Source organism: Planktotalea sp., assembly GCF_018607965.1.
Lineage (GTDB): Bacteria > Pseudomonadota > Alphaproteobacteria > Rhodobacterales > Rhodobacteraceae > Planktotalea.
The window spans coordinates 111,235-128,380 of sequence record NZ_JABBAM010000035.1; the positions used below are offsets into that span (position 1 = coordinate 111,235).

Genomic DNA, 17,146 nt, shown 5'->3' on the forward strand with positions numbered 1-17,146 from the left:
CGTGAGCCAGCCGAGTACGATACCAAGGAGTGCGCCGCCCACAGCCTCTTGGAAGAACAGCGTGGCCGCACCTGCAAGGCCGCTGCCATGATGATCGTCGCCGTGCGGGAAGGCGATGCCCACAAGGACCAAGAAGACCACGTAACCGACGCCGTCATTAAAGAGAGACTCGCCTGCGATCTTGGTTTCCAACGATTTAGGTAGGTCTGCTTCGCGCAACACTCCGAGGACAGCCACAGGGTCGGTTGGCGAAATCAACGCACCAAAGACCAGTGCGATGATCAGGGGCATGCCCGTGAGCCATGAAAAGCTAATGCCAACCACGGCGGTCGATAGGGCGATCCCGATGGTCGCCATCAAGAAGACCAAGCGCCATTGCTCTTTCAGATCGCTGAGTTTGACATGCAGAGCACCCGCAAACAGCAAGAGGCCCAGCATTCCTTCAAGAAGCGCTTCGGAAAAATCGATACCCGTCACGGTGGTGCGCACAACGTCTGCAATTCCAAGGGCTGGTACTGCCAGATCGACCAAGACGATCACCAGGGAGGCCAGAAGTGACACGACAAGAATGCCAATCGCGCTTGGGAGCTTTAGGAAGAAATAATTAAGCGCACCGAATGCGCCCGCCAAGACGATCATGAGCGACGTGATTTGAAGAAAGTTCTTTTGGTCGTGATCCTATGCGTCTGCGTTGTGACTAGGGTAGGGATGTGGCGGTGAGAATGAAAGCAACAAAAGTGCTGCGTCCCTTGACGCGGGCTGTGCGATCAGGTCTGCCAGAGGAATGGAAAGAAAACCCCAACTCGATGCCTTTGGCGTCACGTGCATGCTTGGTTTTGCGGTGCTGTTCGCGTTCAATCAGGTCGTCATCAAAGTTACAATTGAAGGGATACAGCCGATATTTTCTGCGGCTTTGCGTTCGTTTTTTGGTTTGATCGTCTTGATGATCTGGATCAAGCTTCGAGGCATCCCGCTGCGCATGACGCGTGGCCAGCTTTGGGGGGGCGCATTGGTTGGTGTCTTGTTCACCTTCGAGTTTCTGTGCATTTTCCTTGCGCTTGATATGACGACCGTGAGCCGCGCGAGTGTGATTTTCTACACAATGCCAATCTGGCTTGGCTTGATTGCGCATTTCCTGTTGCCCGGTGAACGTCTGAGCGGTGTGCGTCTGCTTGGCTTTGGCTTGGCCATTTGCGGTGTTGCTTGGGCTTTCTTGGACCGTTCCTCTGGGCAGGCGAGTTTGCTGGGCGATTTACTAGCACAGTGCGCAGCCCTTGGCTGGGCAGCAATCGCGCTGACTGTCCGTTTGACACCTGTCAGTGAAGCCCCTGCTGAACTTCAATTGGGATGTCAGTTGCTTATTTCTGCGGTTGTGTTCTTTGCGATTTCACCGTTTTTCGGCCCGCTTTTGCGTGACTTCGAAATAATCCACGGTGTGGGCCTTTTGTTTCAGTCTGTTGTTGTCGTGCTGTTTGGCTTCTTGCTGTGGTTCTCTTTGATGAAGATCTACCCAGCCTCTGACATTGCGGCATTTTCATTCCTGTCGCCTGTCTTGAGCGTCTTCATGGGGTGGTGGTTGCTGGATGAACACGTTGGCGTCGAAATTCTGGGGGCCTTGGCGCTTGTGTGTTTTGGTCTTGTGCTAATCTCACGTCGCAAGAAACCGCTAGGGTGATATTTCGCGCTGCGCGCGAAAGTTTATTTAGAAAGATGAAGGTGTCAGGTTCCACAGAACGTGGCTGGCACAATTTCTTGTTGGGTTGGGGGACGTTTTAGATCTGCGTTTTCGGCATTGTCGCCAAACGGCGTTAGAAGCGCTGCATTCAATCTATGAAATGGCGCGAAATCACCGGCCACTGCGGATTGGATCATTGCTTCGATCTGGTGATTGCGTGGAATAATGGTCGGGTTCTTTGATGCCATCCGAGTTTGTGGATCATTTTCATCCTGAATGCGGCTTTGCCATTTGTCGTGCCACCTGCGGTATGTCGTGCGATCCGTGATATGATCTATTGCGGAGCCATCGCTGAGCGCGCTGAAGGTGTTGGTGAAATCCGATCCACCGTTTTCCATCATTTCCAAAAGCTCGGCAATCAGATCGCCGTCATCGTGTCGCAGTTCTGTTATCCCCAGCTTTGCTGCGAACACCGACAGCCATTCACCACGTAACGCATCTTTCATCACGTGCAGCATTGCGGTGAATTCCTCAATCGCTTGTTCTTTATCGGGCATCAGTGGCACCAATGACGTTGCCAATTGCGCCATGTTCCAGATCGCGATGTCGGGTTGGTTGGCGTAGCTATAGCGCGCGCCGCGATCAATCGAGCTGAACACGCGATCTGATGCAAAGGCATCCATGAACGCACACGGCCCGTAATCGATGGTTTCGCCTGCGATTTGGCAATTGTCTGTGTTCATCACGCCGTGAATAAAACCGACACCCATCCATACGGGGATCAGTTTGGTTTGCGCATCCATTGCGGATTGGAGCAGGCCTTTGGTGCCGTCCGCATCGGGGCAGTGTCGTTTGATCGTATAGTCCGTCAGGATGCGCAGGTTGTCGTACTCTTGGCGGGCCGCGAAAACTTGGAACGTGCCGACACGAATGTGCGAGGCCGCGACGCGTGTGACAATCGCGCCGGGAAGCTGGGTTTCGCGGTAAACTTGTTCGCCTGTGCTAACGGCAGCCAGCGCGCGCGTCGTGGGAATGCCAAGGGCGTGCATGGCCTCTGATACCACATATTCGCGCAAAACAGGGCCAAGCCAAGCCTTGCCGTCGCCGCCACGGGAATAGGGCGTGCGACCCGAGCCCTTCAGCTGGATATCACGGCGCTGTCCGTCGCGATCTATGACTTCGCCTAACAAGACCGCGCGCCCATCCCCAAGCTGGGGGTTATAGGTGCCAAATTGATGGCCTGCATAAAGCTGGGCAAGTGGATCGGCACCGGCTGGATTTGCTGTACCACTAAAGACAGCAGCAAGGTCATCGTCGCTACCTTTGGTGATGCCCAAATCGTCGCCGAGCACGTCGTTATAGGCGATCAACTCTGGCGCAGGTGCAGGCTCTGGCGCTTGGCGCGTGAAGAACGCATCACCAAGTGTGGCAAGGCTGTTGTCGAAGGGAATGGATGTTTTCATGTGGATCGCCCTGGATGGATCAAAGGATGCGCGACATCAGCATATAGCCTTCGCGTTTTCTAAAGTGACAGCGTTTGTAAAACCGCTGCGCCCTATCTTTTTCTGGATCGACCTCAAGGTGCAGCGCTTTCATATCGACGGATTTTAACATGGCCACGAGGGAGGCGATGACCTCTGATCCTACGCCGCGCCCACGCACACCGGGGCGGATGTAGATTTCATCGATAAAGCCGTCCAAGCCACCAAATTCAATCGACCACCCGTAGGTAATGACGATATAGCCAATGGGTCCGCGTGAGGGTCCAATCATGTAAACCGCGCCGTGTGGCGATCCGTCTAGTAAAGGGGCGAGTGCGTTTGTGCGTTGCTCGTCGGTGCTTTGTAGGCCTTCTTCTTCGTGAAAAGCACCAACAAGTGGAATCAAGCGATCAATGTCTTCGGGTTTTGCCAGGTGCAATACGGCGCTCATAAGCGGGCCAGCCTTTCGGTGAGCAGATCAAAGAAACCTTGCGCATCCACATCGCCCATGAACATCGCGTTTGGCGCGCGATCAGTGACACCCCACCAATCGGCAACTGTCATGCCGAGGGTTAGGTCAGACTGGGTTTCAATTTCGACGTTGATGTGGCGACCTGTGAAAAGATCAGGCTGGATCAGGTAGGCGGTCACACAAGGATCATGCAGAGGCGCGCCGTTTGATCCGTATTTATCGGTGTCAAAACGCTCAAAGAAATCGACCATGTCGGCCATTGCGCTGCAAACCTTGGTTTGCGTGTCACGTAGCGCTTTGATGCGCGTAGGTGTGACAAGCACTTTGTGGGTTACGTCAAGCGGCATGACCGTGATTTTTATACCTGATTTAAAAACAATATCAGCGGCTTCTGGGTCGACATAGATGTTGAATTCAGCGGCAGGCGTGATGTTTCCAACCTCAAAGTAGGCCCCCCCCATTAGAACGATCTCTTGGACATGACCCGCAATGTCAGGCGCGCGTTTCAGGGCGGTTGCGATATTCGTGAGCGGACCCAAAGGGCATAACGCAACCGTACCAGTGGGGCGTGATCGCAGCGTTTCTATAATGAAATCAACGGCGTGCGTGTCTTGCAGGGGCATTATTGGATCAGGCAGAACTGGACCGTCCAAGCCTGTTTTGCCATGCACATGTTCTGCAGTGACCAAATCGCGGGTCATAGGACTGGCGCAGCCAGCATAGACAGGTACATCAACCTTACCCGCTAACTCACAGACAATGCGTGTGTTTTTAGATGTAAGGGGCAGGGGTACATTGCCAGCCACTGCCGTAATACCAAGCACATTGATTTCTTCAGGGCTCGCCAACGCCAGCAAAATGGCGGCGGCGTCGTCCTGACCGGGATCTGTGTCGATGATGATATCTCTGGGGGGTATGGGCCTGCTCCTGTTTTCGCTAAAATGCGACAGGGCACGCCGTATGTCCATGTGTGAAACGCGCTTGGGCGAAAACTGGCGTTCGTCACAGGAAAAAGGCCCGCGTGATTGGCGGGCCTTTGGTGTTCATAGGGGCAGAATTCAGCCGTCGAAATCGACTTCTTCTGTAAGTTTCAAGGCATCAGAACGATTGCCGGCCAGCGTCATCAGGTTCACATCATCGGCTGTGAATTCTCCCCAACCTTTGACCAAAGGCACAGGGGCTGTGTTTGGGGCAATGGGGTATTCAAAGTTCGCAGCCGCGTAGATTTCTTGCGCTTTGGGTGACGTCAGAAATTCCATCATCTTGATTGCATTGTCGCGGTTCGGCGCGGATTTGATTAAGGCAACGCCCGAAATATTCACATGTGTGCCGCCATTTTCAAACTTTGGGAACAACACGTCCACACTGTCGGCCCATTCTTTTTGCTCTGGATCGGCCAGCATCTTGCCCATGTAGTAGGTGTTGCCGATGGCGATGTCGCATTCCCCTGCCCAGATCGCTTTGACCTGCGCTCGGTCATTGCCTTGTGGCTTGCGCGCAAGGTTGTTCTTTACCCCTGTTAACCATTCTCTCGCTCCCTCAAGGCCGTTGTGATGGATAACGGCAGAGGTCAGCGCGACGTTATAGGCGTGTGTGCCGGAACGAGTGCAAATACGGCCTTCCCAGTTGGGATCAGCAAGATCTTCGTAGGTGGTAACCTCGCCCTCGACAACGCGTTCTTTAGATGCGTAAACGATGCGCGCACGGGTGGTGACGCCGAACCAATGGCCCTCAGGGTCGCGGTACTCTGCGGGAACGTTGGTGTTCATCACGTCAGATGTCAGGGCTTCGGTGAAACCGTTGTCAACGATGCCCGCAAGGCGCGAAATATCGACGGTCAGAACCATATCCGCGGGAGAGCGATCGCCCTCGGCCTTAAGGCGTTCGATCATGCCTTTGGCGAGATATGCAACATTAACCTTAACGCCTGTCTCAGTAGTGAAGGCATCCGTTAGGGGTTTGATCAGCTCTGGCTGGCGGTAGGAATAAATGTTCACCTCATCAGCAATGGCAGGGGCTGCAAGCGTGCTGGCGGCTAGAAGTGTTGAAAAAGTGCGACGCATAATGCGGTCCTCAGTGGTTGGTTGCGATGTGGTGTTTAAATCTGACTAAAACAGTCGGGTCAATACCTGATTAAAACAATAAGGTTAGTCCTTGGGCGCTTTTTCTTCGACCTTGGCTGCATCCCAAAGCGCGTCCATCTCCTCCAAATTAGACTGCTCTGGGGTTTTTCCAAGTTTGGCCAATGCCGCCTCAACGCTTTCGAAGCGGCGGGTGAATTTTGCATTAGCTGCGCGCAAGGACGTTTCGGATTCGATGCCAAGATGACGGCCAAGGTTCACCATGACAAACATTAGATCACCGAACTCTTCCTCGACCTCTGCCTGCGTCAGCTCTTCTCGTGCTTCGACCAGTTCTGCCGCTTCTTCAACGATCTTGTCCAAAACCTGATCTGTGGAGGGCCAATCGAACCCAACTCGCGCTGCGCGGCTTTGCAATTTCTTAGCGCGTAACAGCGCTGGCAAGCCAACGGCCACACCGTCCAGCGTGCCACCTTGTGTTTTGCCTGCACGTTCCGCCGCTTTGATCACTTCCCAGTCGGCACTCTGTTGCTGCGCGGATTTGGCGTTGCTTTGATCGCCAAACACATGGGGATGACGCGCGACCATTTTGTCTGACATCGTATCGGCGACGTCGTTGAAATCAAACAGGCGCAGTTCGGACGCCATTTGTGCGTGAAACACCGATTGAAACAACAAATCCCCAAGTTCCCCGCGCAATTCATCGTATTCTTTGCGCTCGATTGCATCCGCGACCTCATAGGCCTCTTCAATCGTGTAGGGCGCGATGGAGGCAAAGTCCTGTTCAATATCCCACGGACATCCCGTTTCAGGATCGCGCAACGCGCGCATGATTTCTAACAATCGGGGCATTCCGCCCTTGGGATCGTGGATCAGTTTTGTGTCAACCATTGCGGTGTTGCGTCCTTTTCTGTCAGATGCAGTTCTAACGATAGCCTTTACGGAGTCCAACCTCATGCCGATTGTGAACCGCATTGCAGAGTTTTCTGCCGATATGACAGCATGGCGCCGCCATTTGCATACGATTCCCGAACTGTCGTTTGATTGTCCGAAAACGGCGGCCTTCATCGCAGAGCGTTTGCGCGAAATTGGTGTGGACGAAATTCATGAGGGCATCGCGCAAACAGGCATTGTGGCGATCATCAACGGGCAGGGTGATGGCCCTACGATTGGTCTGCGCGCTGACTTTGACGGCCTGCCGATTATCGAGGCAACGGGCTTGGACTATGCCTCTACCCACGAGGGCAAGATGCATGCTTGTGGGCATGATGGTCATACGGTGATGCTATTGGGCGCTGCGCGCTATCTGGTCGAAACGCGCAACTTCTCTGGCCGCGTGGCGCTGATTTTTCAGCCTGCCGAAGAGAACGGTGGCGGAGCTGAGGTGATGGTTAAAGAGGGGATAATGGATACGTTTGATATCGGGTCGATCTATGGCATTCATAACGCGCCGGGTTTTGTTGCTGGTGGGTTTTACACGACCCCGGGTCCGATCATGGCAGCAGTGGATACGTTCCACATTAACCTTAAGGGCGTGGGTGGTCACGGCGCGATGCCCCACGAAACCCGCGATCCTGTGATTGCAGCCTGTGGTATTGCCCAAGCGATCCAGACTATTGTCAGCCGCAACAATTATGCGCTGGATGATCTGGTTGTCTCTGTGACACAAATTCATACAGGCACGGTTGATAACGTCATCCCTGACACGGCCTACATGAATGGCACTGTGCGCACGTTTGATCCTGTGGTGCAGGACATGGTTGAAAAGCGCTTGACGGAAATTGTTGCGGGCCAAGCCGCGTCGTATGGCGTCAGTGCAGAGCTGATTTATGAGCGTGGCTATCCAGCGACTGTGAACAACCCAAAAGAAGCAGCGCATGCTACTGAAATCGCACGTGAAATTGCGGGTGATGAAAACGTCATCGCAGACGCGGGTCGTGAAATGGGGGCCGAAGACTTTGCCTATATGTTGCATAAACGGCCCGGCGCGTATCTATTTCTAGGTCAGGGGGAAAGTGCGGGACTTCATCACCCTGAGTATAATTTCAACGACGATGTTGCGCCCGTCGGAGCCAGCTTCTTTGCGCGCTTGGTTGAACGATCACAGCCATTGGCGGAGGGTTGATTCGTGGCTTTAGAAGATGCAAAAACTCAAGTAGATCATGCGTTTACGCGTGACAGCTTGCGTGGGTTGAGTAATGAAAACACGTTTGGCGGCGCGACCTCGTTTCTGCGTCGTCGCTACACCAAGGATTTGACAGGCGTTGATCTGGCGATCACGGGTGTTCCGTTTGATCAGGCCACGACAAATCGCACGGGAACGCGTTTAGGACCACGTGCGATCCGCGAGGCGTCTAGCCTACAAGCGCCAGACGCGCCTTATGGCTGGGGCTATGATCCGCTGTCGGAGCTGAACGTTGTTGATTACGGTGATCTGGCGTTCGATTACGCAATGGTGAGCGCGTTTCCCGATACTTTGACAGCGCACATCAGGGGCATTCTGGATGCGGGTGCGGCTAGCATTTGTCTCGGCGGCGATCACTATATCAGCTTTCCAATTCTAAAGGCTTACGCCAAAAAATACGGCCCCCTTAGCCTGATCCAATTCGATGCCCACACGGATACATGGCAAGACGATAATATGGAACGGATCGACCACGGGACTATGTTTTACAAGGCGATTAAGCTTGGTTTGATCGATCCAGCTCGCTCGGTCTCTATCGGAATTCGTACGGATAATCCTGATACGATGGGCGTAAACATTCTGGATGCGCGTTGGGTGCATGAGAATGGTCCAGCCGCCGTTGCCAAACGTGTGAAAGAGATTGTTGGCAATCGCGAAACCTATGTCACGTTTGATATCGACTGTCTTGATCCAGCCTTTGCGCCGGGAACCGGAACGCCTGTTTGGGGCGGTCTTGCATCTTGGCAAGCAGCTGCGATCCTGCGCGATCTGGCGGGAATAAACATGGTTGGCGGTGATATTGTTGAGGTTTCACCGTCCTTTGACATGACGGGTGCAACCGCAATTGCAGGCGCGCATGTCGCGGTTGAATTGATGTCGCTTTGGGGCTGGAACCACTTTGGGAAATCCAAATGACCAATCAACCACTTGGTGGAAACGAGCTTGCGCGCTTTTCGGGGCCACAAACGTTCATGCGCTTGCCTGCGCATCAGGGGCCAGAGGGGCTGGATGTTGCGATCCTCGGGATTCCGATGGACATCGGGACAAGTTGGCGCTCTGGCATGCGGTTTGGGCCAAAACAAATCCGCGAACAAAGCGCGATGATACGGCCCTATAATTTGCAAACTGGTGCCGCGCCATTTGATAGTTTGAACGTGGGCGATATTGGGGATGTGGCAATAAATACCTTCTCGCTAGAGAAGAGTCTTTCCATAATTACAGACTACTACGTTGATATATTAAAGTCGAATGTCATTCCTTTTGCACTTGGTGGCGATCATTCGTTGACGCTGCCAATTCTACGCAGCATCGCAAAAAAGCATGGCCCTGTGGCGTTGGTTCACGTCGATGCCCATGCAGATGTGAACGAACATATGTTTGGCGAATCTGAGACCCACGGAACTGTGTTTCGACGCGCGTATGAGGATGGGTGTTTACAAGCGGATAAAGTGTTTCAGATCGGCCTACGTGGCACAGGGTACGGCGCGGATGATTTTACGGAGGCTGCGGGATGGGGTTTCAATCAGCACCTTGCGCCTGACCTTTGGCACAAGAGCCTGACGCCGCTTGCTGCTGAGATAAAAACGAAAATCGGCGATACGCCGGTTTATATTAGTTATGACATAGATAGCCTCGATCCAGCCTATGCACCTGGTACGGGCACGCCTGAGATTGGTGGATTAACTACGATGCAAGCAATGGAACTTATCCTAGGCTTGCGGGGGTTAAACATTGTGGGCTGCGATTTGGTTGAGGTCAGCCCGCCTTATGATACGTCGGGGAATACGGCGCTGACGGCTGCGAATTTGGTTTATGAGCTGTTGTGTGTCTTGCCGAATGTCGCATATCGCTAAGATGGTTTTTCGCCTTCGGCGGAAGTTTATTTAGAAAGATGAAGAGGCAAGGTATGTGGATTTGGATATTTATTGGGGTGATTGCGGTTAGTTTTGCCTACATTCAACTTGCGCCAAGTGACCCTAAGCGGTGGCATAAAGATGTCACGGCTGTTGAGAACAAGGATTTAGCGAGGGGGGCGGTGCGTATTGTCGATGCTGACCTAGCCGCGCTGGACGCTGTGATCCGCAACAGTGGCGCAAAGGTTTTGTCAGGCAGTGTAGAAGCAGGGCATATCAGCTACATCAGTCGTACACGTCTTGCTGGATTTCCTGACTACGTGACTGTGCAGGAAGTGGATGGCAAATTGCGTATTTTCAGTCGTCTTCGTTTTGGTCAATCAGATCTGGGCGTGAATAAGCGGCGTGTAGAGGGGTGGTTGTCCAAGCTCTGAAGAAAGGCAACCAGGTGCCACTTCGCGCCACATTGGTGAATTCAGGCTCATCTGGCATTGCGCCATATACATGCGCCCATCAACTTGTATGCAGGTCATTTGGCCGAGCTCGATGCGCGAACCGCCTTTGTCCGTGCAATAGCAATCCACAGTTTTGCCGCTTGGACTGGTGACATCTGCACTTGCATTGAAAGGAAGCGCCAAAACGATCAGTGTCAGGACTTTTCTCATGAGCTTAAGTGTACCATAAGCAAGGCTCTGCGCCAAGTCGGCGCACTGTTCGGGAGTTTTCGCCATGGTACCGATGGATCGCTTGATGCAGATCACCCAGCGTTTCGAATTTCTTGAAGCGAAGATGTCTGGCGGCGCGGATGGCAGCGAAATCGCTGATCTTGCACGGGAATATTCAGAAATTAAACCTGTTGTTGAGCAGGTCGCAGCCTACCGCCAATTGCTTGCGGATGTTGAGGACGCCACATCGATGTTGGCGGATCCCGACATGAAAGAGTTGGCCGAGGAAGAGTTGCAAGGGTTGCGGACGTCTTTGCCTGAGGCCGAATCTGCGTTGCAATTAGCGCTTCTGCCCAAGGATGAGGCGGACGCGCGCCCTGCGATGATTGAAATTCGACCCGGGACTGGTGGCGATGAGGCCGCATTGTTCGCGGCGGACCTGTTGCGCATGTATCAGAAATACTCTGAGGCGCGTGGCTGGAAGTTTGAGACCTTAGAGGAACAATTGACCGAGCTTGGTGGTATTAAGCAGGTCACGGGACACATCAAAGGCGAAAATGTTTTCGCACGTTTAAAGTATGAAAGTGGCGTGCACCGTGTTCAGCGCGTTCCAACGACTGAAAGTGGTGGGCGTGTCCACACCTCTGCGGCGACGGTTGCTGTTTTGCCCGAAGCGCAGGACGTCGATGTGGTGATCGCGCCTAATGACATCCGCATTGATACGATGCGTGCCTCTGGGGCAGGCGGGCAGCACGTGAACACGACTGATTCCGCCGTGCGCATTACGCATATTCCGTCTGGTATCATGGTGGTAAGTGCCGAGAAATCACAGCACCGCAACCGCGAAATTGCAATGCAGGTGTTGCGCACGCGTCTGTACGATGCAGAACGCCGGCGCATAGATGATGAACGGTCTGCGGACCGCAAATCGCAAGTGGGATCTGGGGATAGATCCGAGAGGATTCGCACGTATAATTTCCCGCAAGGACGGATGAGTGATCATCGCATTAACTTGACGCTGTATAAGCTGGATCAAGTGATGGAGGGTGATCTGGACGAAATCATCGACGCGCTGACTGCAGATGATCAAGCAACCAAGCTGGCTGAGATGAACGGGTGATCCTACAGGATCTTATAGTTGGGGCGCAACATCGGGTGTCTCACGTGCAAACTGATGATGTGATGCGTGATTTACGGATTTTAGCAGCGCACGCCATGGGCATTGAGCCCAGTCGCATTACTTTGCACATGCAAGACGAGATCAGCGAAGATGTACGCGCGCAATTCAATTTATATGTTGACGCACGTACGGTGAATACGCCGATTTCTAAGATTATCCAAAAACGCCAGTTTTGGGGGCGTGAGTTTGGTGTCGATTTGAATGTGCTTGATCCGCGCGGCGATACCGAAACGCTTGTCGCGGCGTGTCTGGAGATAGGCGTGCCGTCGCGTGTACTTGATCTGGGAACTGGAAGCGGGGCGATTGGCCTTACTTTGGCGGCAGAATGGCCACGTGCTGAGGTCTGTTGCACGGATATTTCTGAAGAAGCCTTGGAGGTCGCGCGCATCAACATGAACCATCTTGGTGTTGCAGGCACTGTGACCCTGCTGCAATCGGATTGGTTCGCGCAGGTTAAGGGACGCTATGATTTGATCGTTTCCAACCCGCCCTATATCACCAAAGCGGACTGGTACGAACTTGATGTTGAGGTGCGGGGCTTTGATCCGCGGATTGCTTTGACTGACGAGGGTGATGGCTTGGCAGCCTACAGGATCATCACAAAAAACGCGGGAGCTTTCTTGCATTCGGAGGGGCATTTAGTTGTTGAGATCGGTGCGAGCCAAAAAGATGCTGTTGTGGCGCTGTTTGAGGAGGCAGAGTTTACACAAATTCAATGTCTACCCGATATGGATGGGCGAGACCGCGTGGTAAAAGCAGTTTGGATTGATAAAACATAATCAAATGCACCCAAAGGCGTGTTTTCTAAGCTATTTAGCGGATAATTTGGAATCGCGCTTGCAGCAAAGACAATGAAGTGCTTTATGGGGGGAGCTACACGGGAGAACGCGAATTCGTTCCCCTTGGCACCAAGCCACAAATAGTGATCTTGATTTCCCGCGCCACTTCTTAGCGCAATTTAAAGATCGCAGTGACACCTATATGCTGGATTTAAGGCAAGATGAGATCATCAAAACCACGTTCGCGCAAGAATAATAACCGTAATCGTCAACCAAATCAGGGTGGCGGTAATATTCCTAATCGCGTCTTCGACAGTTCGGGTCCCGAAGGTAAGGTGCGCGGTACGCCGCAGCAAATTATTGACAAGTACCAACAGCTTGCGCGTGATGCGCAGTTGTCTGGTGACCGTGTCGCAACTGAAAATTTCTCTCAGCATGCAGAGCATTATTTGCGTATGCTAGGGGCTGCTCAGAAAGAGATTGACGAACGTCGTGAAGTTCAAGAGCGCGAAAACCGTGAACGCCAAGCTGAGCGTGATCGCGAACGCGCCGAACGCGATGCAGAGCGCGCGGAACGTGAAGCGGCACAAGCCGCTCAGGCACCTGTGGTTGCCGATGCGCCGGTTGGTTCAGGGGATCAACCTGGTCTGATTGAAGCGGCACCAGCATTCGAGAGTGGTTTGGTTGAAACACCAGAAAGCAAGCCGCGTCCACCACGTAAGCCACGTGGACCCCGTAAAGCTCCCGAAGGGAAACAAGCGGCAGCAGTTGACGCTGCACCAGCGCCTGTTCAAGCCACGGATGTTTCAGAGTAAACGTTAATTAGGGTTGTTGGATCACTGCGCGATCCGGATCAGATGGGGGCGTTGCCCCCATAATCCTTACGTGTTTTCAACATACTTGAGACTTAGGGTTTTGCGATCTCACGGGCGAGAGCACAGAATCCTTCAAGCGATATTTGTTCTGCGCGCTCGGTCGGTTTTAGGCCCGCAGCGATCAAACGATCCTCAATGTCGGGTGCCGCCGATTTCAAAGATGAACGCAACATTTTACGGCGTTGATTGAATGCCATTGCAACGACACGTTCCAACGTTTTAAAATCAGAGGGAAAGCGTGGTTCTGCAAGGGCTGTCAGATGCACAACCGCACTGGACACTTTGGGGGGTGGGCTAAAGGCCTCGGGCGGTAGGTTAACCACGATTTGCGCATCACATCGCCATTGGGACAAGATCGCGAGACGTCCATATGCTTTGTCACCAGCTTGCGCGACGATGCGTTGGGCAACTTCGCGTTGGAACATCAAGGTCAGGCTTTGCCAGTAGGGCGGCCACTGTTTTGGAGTGAGCCAGCGGATCAACAGTTCCGTTCCCACGTTATAGGGCAGGTTGGAGGCAACGCGGATCGGCGGTGTCAGATGTTCCAGAGGATTGATATCAAGCGCGTCGCCCTCAATCACTTGCAAGCGATTTGGATAGGCTTGCGAAATTTCAGCTAATGCAGGCAAGCAGCGCGCGTCTTTTTCAATCGCGAGCACTTTGCGCGCACCCTCCATCAACAATCCGCGTGTCAGGCCACCTGGGCCGGGTCCTATTTCTAAGACATCGCAATCGGTCAGTTTTCCAGCTTGGCGTGCAATCTTCGAAGTCAGATTCAGGTCGAGAAGAAAGTTCTGACCGAGTGATTTACGTGCGCGCAGATCGTGTCGTTCAATAACGTTGCGCAAAGGGGGAAGCGGATCATGGGTCATGTCGTGCTCATTTTTTTGGCCATGCGCAGTGCTTCGATTAGGCTACTGGGATTGGCGATGTCTTGGCCTGCGATATCGAATGCAGTTCCATGATCGGGCGAGGTTCGGATGAAGCTAAGACCAAGCGTGATGTTAACACCTTTGTCGAAATCGAGTGTCTTTATGGGGATCAAAGCTTGGTCGTGATACATGCAGATCGCTGCATCATAGCGCGCGCGGGCTGCGGCATGAAACATCGTATCTGCGGGAAGGGGGCCGTTTAAAACGAAACCCTCAGCACGTAGTTCCTCTAGAACAGGCGCAATCAAAGCGTCGTCCTCAAGCCCCATTTTGCCACCTTCGCCTGCATGTGGGTTCAGGCCAGACACTGCGATGCGTGGCGATGCAATGTTAAACTGACGTCCTAAAGCGGCGTGCGTAATGCGGATCACACTTTCCAAAACCTCTGGTGTGAGCGCACTTGGCACATCTTTCAAAGGAATGTGGATCGTCGCGGGAACCACGCGCAATTGTTCTGACGCAAGCATCATGACCACATCGCATCCACCGTCCAGTGATGCGAGGAATTCCGTGTGGCCAGGATGTGTAAACCCTGCGCCATCTTGCAGGGCTTTTTTGTGGATCGGGGCCGTACACAGCGCGCCAGCTTTGCCTGCTTTGACAAGCGCGACACCTGTCTCAATGGCGTCGATGACACCTTGCGCATTCTGAGCGTTGGGCGCACCGAGATTGTTTTCAGCGGCGAACTGTTGGCTCAGAACCGGCATCGATGTTGCACTGACCAAGATTGCTTGTGAAGGATCTGATATTTCTTTAAAGATCGATCCTTTGGGCAAATGCCGAGGATCCCCGATCCAGAAAAAGGGAACATCCGCGCGCAAGGCGTTCCATGCCTTCACTGCGATTTCTGGACCGATGCCCGCTGGTTCACCGCAACTTAGCGCTATGGGCGCATTCATTTTACTTCTCGACAATACGCGCGTCGGCGCGCAATTGTTCAAGATACCCGTCTGAGAATGACGCAAGACGCTGGTTTTGCAGTCCAAGTGAAAGATCTCCACGGTCGATATCTTGCTCTAGTTTTGGACTACGGCCACACAGCATCAGCAAAACCAAGGTTTGACCGCCAGACCGCGTGAGTGTTGTTGAAATTTCGCCCGGATCAAGTTTTGCGAGTTCCAGTGCGATATCTGTTGGGATTTCACTTGGTGTTTTCGCGCCGCGCTCAAGCACGCTCGGGTCCTGTCCCTTTGCAATGCCATACAGATCATCACACCGATCGACGCTATTTGCGACCTTGCGTGCTGTTTTTAACGCCGCTTCCGTCCGTCCGCCCGTAATGTAGTAGGAGGCATATTCGATTGCTGCATAGGTTTTTGCAGGCACATCGGCTTCTCTTATATCGCGCAATTGAAAGAGGGCGATCGCGTTTTGAAGTGGAATTGGGCTTGTGACTTCGCCAGGGGCCAAGCCAAGCAAAATGGGGTGCAACTGGGGTGGTAAATTTGTAATCGGCAACCAATCCAAACGTCCGCTGCGTGGTTTTGAAGCCGAGGCTGAGAAACGACGGGCTTCAGAGGCGAAAGCCGCAATGGATGTGATCTGGGCAATACGTTCAGCGCGCTCTTGCACTGCGGCAGCTTGCGGGGGCGGCGCTGGCATAATGATTTCTGAAAGCAGAACCTCGACACCACCTCCACTATTGCTGGATGCCAATGCGCGGTCAATTTCGCCCTCGCTTACGCTTACGCGGCTCCCAAATTTGGCTTGGACCAAATCACGCCACGCAATGCCAGCAAAAACAAAATCACGGAAGGCATCTTCAGAGACGCCTCCAGCAGTGATTGCTGAAATAAACTCTTCACGTGTCAGATTCACACGGCCTGCAAATTCTTCCATGCCTGTTTGAATGGCGTCTGTTGAGGGAAAAATGCCGACGGCTTGCGCTGCACCGACCTTTAGCCGGTCATCTATAAGCTGCTCGCGTGCAAGTGCGTTGTGGTTACCCGGAGCGCGCAAAAATCTTAGAAACCGCACACGTTCTTCTAACTCGAAATGCGTGATGGAGGTGTCGTTCACCTTGATAGCCGTTGCAAAGAGGCTTTGCGCAGACGTGGAAATTGGTGCAGTTATCACTAATAGAGCAGAGCAAGAGAGAACAGTCGCACAAGAGCGCGTGAACATTTTGAAAGAGAAATTTGTGTAAGCCATATCGCCTATTTCCTGCATGTGCGGCGTGTTGCTTTGCCGCTGCCTCCTGTGCTGAACCCCAGAAGGGATACTGCCAATGTGTATGTTGTCGCTGGGATCAATGTCTTGGAACTTGCAAAGCTTCGGGTTACGCCAAATCCGACTGAAATGCATTCGTTAACGTATTTAACACTTCCACCAGTTCTTGACGCTCGATCCGTCAACAAATCATATTGGAATTTAGCACCTGTCGTCCAGTGTCTATTGATACGATACGATCCTGCGATCGACCATTCAGCGACAGCGAGTGTTCTACTTTCAGCAGCATCTGCTTTTAGTTGAACGTAGGTGCCGGATAGGCTGAGCTTGTTTTTGCGATAGCTTACGCGTGCTTCTGCTTTTTTTGGTTCAAGTTGTGAATCAAAAAGTCCACGCGCTTGAATGGCGCCACCCCATGCTGCTGAGTAACGTAAAGCAAGCAAGTTATCTGATGTAAGTCCTTGCAATCCCGAACTGTTAGAGAATGCGGGATCAGCGGTTTCACGAAAAATTTGACCGACTGATATTCCTGCTGACCAGCTCTCAGGGTTAAGGCGTTCCCAACGAAGTCCAAGTGCACCGACGGTACCCGTCTCACGACGCTCTAGCGTTGGGAAATGTGCAAGGGAAAGAAGATTTCCTTCGTCAAATTCTGCACTTACATTTTCATCATTTGCCAAAGTCGACGGGGACCCACCGCTCCAGCCGATCTGTGCAATGGGTTCAATTAGGTAACGTGACTCGTCTGATCCAACACTGTGCAATGGATAACGCAACGATGCAGCAATCATTGGAGTTG

The 17,146-nt window shown here is 52.9% G+C and carries 18 protein-coding genes; 8 read left to right on the forward strand and 10 right to left on the reverse strand.

The genetic code is table 11. The features are described from left to right. The coding region (locus tag QZ279_RS02985; protein ID WP_293447728.1) for a cation:proton antiporter at positions 1-639 on the reverse strand (639 nt) is incomplete at its 3' end. 145 nt (positions 640-784) lie between these two features. Here QZ279_RS02985 and QZ279_RS02990 point away from each other — a divergent pair. Continuing rightward, a complete protein-coding gene (locus QZ279_RS02990; protein ID WP_293447730.1) occupies positions 785-1,675 on the forward strand; it encodes a DMT family transporter in 891 nt (296 codons plus the stop codon). A 44-nt stretch (positions 1,676-1,719) separates the two neighbouring features. On the opposite strand, the gene QZ279_RS02995 is transcribed toward QZ279_RS02990, so the two are convergent. From QZ279_RS02995 to mazG, 5 genes are all read right to left on the reverse strand, one after another. Next, a complete protein-coding gene (locus QZ279_RS02995; RefSeq protein ID WP_293447732.1) occupies positions 1,720-3,138 on the reverse strand; it encodes a protein adenylyltransferase SelO in 1,419 nt (472 codons plus the stop codon). A gap of 19 nt (positions 3,139-3,157) precedes the next feature. Continuing rightward, positions 3,158-3,607, reverse strand: coding sequence for a GNAT family N-acetyltransferase (locus QZ279_RS03000; RefSeq protein ID WP_293447735.1), 450 nt, complete (start codon positions 3,605-3,607; stop codon positions 3,158-3,160). After that, positions 3,604-4,545, reverse strand: coding sequence for a nucleoside hydrolase (locus QZ279_RS03005; RefSeq protein ID WP_293447785.1), 942 nt, complete (start codon positions 4,543-4,545; stop codon positions 3,604-3,606). The genes QZ279_RS03000 and QZ279_RS03005 overlap by 4 nt, the downstream gene beginning before the upstream one ends. A gap of 141 nt (positions 4,546-4,686) precedes the next feature. After that, positions 4,687-5,691 carry a Fe(3+) ABC transporter substrate-binding protein gene (locus QZ279_RS03010; RefSeq protein ID WP_293447738.1) on the reverse strand — a complete coding sequence of 335 codons (1,005 nt, stop codon included), beginning with the start codon at positions 5,689-5,691 and terminating at the stop codon, positions 4,687-4,689. 84 nt (positions 5,692-5,775) lie between these two features. After that, positions 5,776-6,600: a nucleoside triphosphate pyrophosphohydrolase gene (gene mazG, locus QZ279_RS03015; protein ID WP_293447740.1), complete on the reverse strand. Its 825-nt coding sequence runs from the start codon at positions 6,598-6,600 to the stop codon at positions 5,776-5,778. A 64-nt stretch (positions 6,601-6,664) separates the two neighbouring features. On the opposite strand from mazG, the gene QZ279_RS03020 reads away from it, so the two are divergent. The 7 genes from QZ279_RS03020 to QZ279_RS03055 all read left to right on the forward strand — a co-directional run bounded on the left by QZ279_RS03020 (position 6,665) and on the right by QZ279_RS03055 (position 13,186). Further along, positions 6,665-7,834, forward strand: coding sequence for a M20 aminoacylase family protein (locus QZ279_RS03020; RefSeq protein ID WP_293447788.1), 1,170 nt, complete (start codon positions 6,665-6,667; stop codon positions 7,832-7,834). Between the two features lie 3 nt (positions 7,835-7,837). Beyond that, positions 7,838-8,809: an agmatinase gene (gene speB / locus QZ279_RS03025; protein WP_293447743.1), complete on the forward strand. Its 972-nt coding sequence runs from the start codon at positions 7,838-7,840 to the stop codon at positions 8,807-8,809. Further along, on the forward strand, positions 8,806-9,747 hold the full coding sequence (speB, locus tag QZ279_RS03030; protein ID WP_293447745.1) for an agmatinase: 942 nt from the start codon (positions 8,806-8,808) through the stop codon (positions 9,745-9,747). Before speB (QZ279_RS03025) ends, speB (QZ279_RS03030) begins: the two co-directional genes overlap by 4 nt. Before the next feature lie 53 nt (positions 9,748-9,800). Continuing rightward, positions 9,801-10,181: a DUF1499 domain-containing protein gene (locus QZ279_RS03035; RefSeq protein ID WP_293447748.1), complete on the forward strand. Its 381-nt coding sequence runs from the start codon at positions 9,801-9,803 to the stop codon at positions 10,179-10,181. Positions 10,182-10,476: 295 nt separating this feature from the next. Continuing rightward, positions 10,477-11,532 (forward strand): peptide chain release factor 1, encoded by a 1,056-nt coding sequence (prfA, locus tag QZ279_RS03045; protein WP_293447754.1) that lies wholly within the window; start codon positions 10,477-10,479, stop codon positions 11,530-11,532. A 35-nt stretch (positions 11,533-11,567) separates the two neighbouring features. Beyond that, complete coding sequence (prmC, locus tag QZ279_RS03050; protein ID WP_293447756.1) at positions 11,568-12,371, forward strand: peptide chain release factor N(5)-glutamine methyltransferase; 804 nt, start codon at positions 11,568-11,570, stop codon at positions 12,369-12,371. A gap of 221 nt (positions 12,372-12,592) precedes the next feature. After that, on the forward strand, positions 12,593-13,186 hold the full coding sequence (locus QZ279_RS03055; protein ID WP_293447759.1) for a DUF4167 domain-containing protein: 594 nt from the start codon (positions 12,593-12,595) through the stop codon (positions 13,184-13,186). Between the two features lie 92 nt (positions 13,187-13,278). Here the strand turns inward: QZ279_RS03055 and rsmA are convergent, their stop codons facing one another. The 4 genes from rsmA to lptD form a co-directional block, all read right to left on the reverse strand. Next, on the reverse strand, positions 13,279-14,118 hold the full coding sequence (rsmA, locus tag QZ279_RS03060; protein ID WP_293447762.1) for a 16S rRNA (adenine(1518)-N(6)/adenine(1519)-N(6))-dimethyltransferase RsmA: 840 nt from the start codon (positions 14,116-14,118) through the stop codon (positions 13,279-13,281). Further along, entirely contained in the window at positions 14,115-15,077 is a 963-nt protein-coding gene (gene pdxA / locus QZ279_RS03065; RefSeq protein WP_293447764.1) for a 4-hydroxythreonine-4-phosphate dehydrogenase PdxA, read from the reverse strand. The genes rsmA and pdxA overlap by 4 nt, the downstream gene beginning before the upstream one ends. A 1-nt stretch (position 15,078) precedes the next feature. Further along, positions 15,079-16,254, reverse strand: coding sequence for a peptidylprolyl isomerase (locus QZ279_RS03070; protein ID WP_366513836.1), 1,176 nt, complete (start codon positions 16,252-16,254; stop codon positions 15,079-15,081). An 80-nt stretch (positions 16,255-16,334) separates the two neighbouring features. Continuing rightward, positions 16,335-17,146 (reverse strand): LPS assembly protein LptD (lptD, locus tag QZ279_RS03075; protein WP_293447769.1); only part of this gene is annotated, 812 nt, incomplete at its 5' end.

What these genes read in the sequence shown, in the direction of transcription:
- QZ279_RS02990 (WP_293447730.1), top strand. Translation starts at nt 785, where the DNA reads ATGGAAAGAAAACCCCAACTCGATGCCTTTGGCGTCACGTGCATGCTT.
- QZ279_RS02995 (WP_293447732.1), bottom strand. Translation starts at nt 3,138, where the DNA reads ATGAAAACATCCATTCCCTTCGACAACAGCCTTGCCACACTTGGTGAT.
- QZ279_RS03000 (WP_293447735.1), bottom strand. Translation starts at nt 3,607, where the DNA reads ATGAGCGCCGTATTGCACCTGGCAAAACCCGAAGACATTGATCGCTTG.
- QZ279_RS03010 (WP_293447738.1), bottom strand. Translation starts at nt 5,691, where the DNA reads ATGCGTCGCACTTTTTCAACACTTCTAGCCGCCAGCACGCTTGCAGCC.
- mazG (WP_293447740.1), bottom strand. Translation starts at nt 6,600, where the DNA reads ATGGTTGACACAAAACTGATCCACGATCCCAAGGGCGGAATGCCCCGA.
- QZ279_RS03020 (WP_293447788.1), top strand. Translation starts at nt 6,665, where the DNA reads ATGCCGATTGTGAACCGCATTGCAGAGTTTTCTGCCGATATGACAGCA.
- speB (WP_293447745.1), top strand. Translation starts at nt 8,806, where the DNA reads ATGACCAATCAACCACTTGGTGGAAACGAGCTTGCGCGCTTTTCGGGG.
- QZ279_RS03035 (WP_293447748.1), top strand. Translation starts at nt 9,801, where the DNA reads ATGTGGATTTGGATATTTATTGGGGTGATTGCGGTTAGTTTTGCCTAC.
- prfA (WP_293447754.1), top strand. Translation starts at nt 10,477, where the DNA reads ATGGTACCGATGGATCGCTTGATGCAGATCACCCAGCGTTTCGAATTT.
- QZ279_RS03055 (WP_293447759.1), top strand. Translation starts at nt 12,593, where the DNA reads ATGAGATCATCAAAACCACGTTCGCGCAAGAATAATAACCGTAATCGT.
- rsmA (WP_293447762.1), bottom strand. Translation starts at nt 14,118, where the DNA reads ATGACCCATGATCCGCTTCCCCCTTTGCGCAACGTTATTGAACGACAC.
- pdxA (WP_293447764.1), bottom strand. Translation starts at nt 15,077, where the DNA reads ATGAATGCGCCCATAGCGCTAAGTTGCGGTGAACCAGCGGGCATCGGT.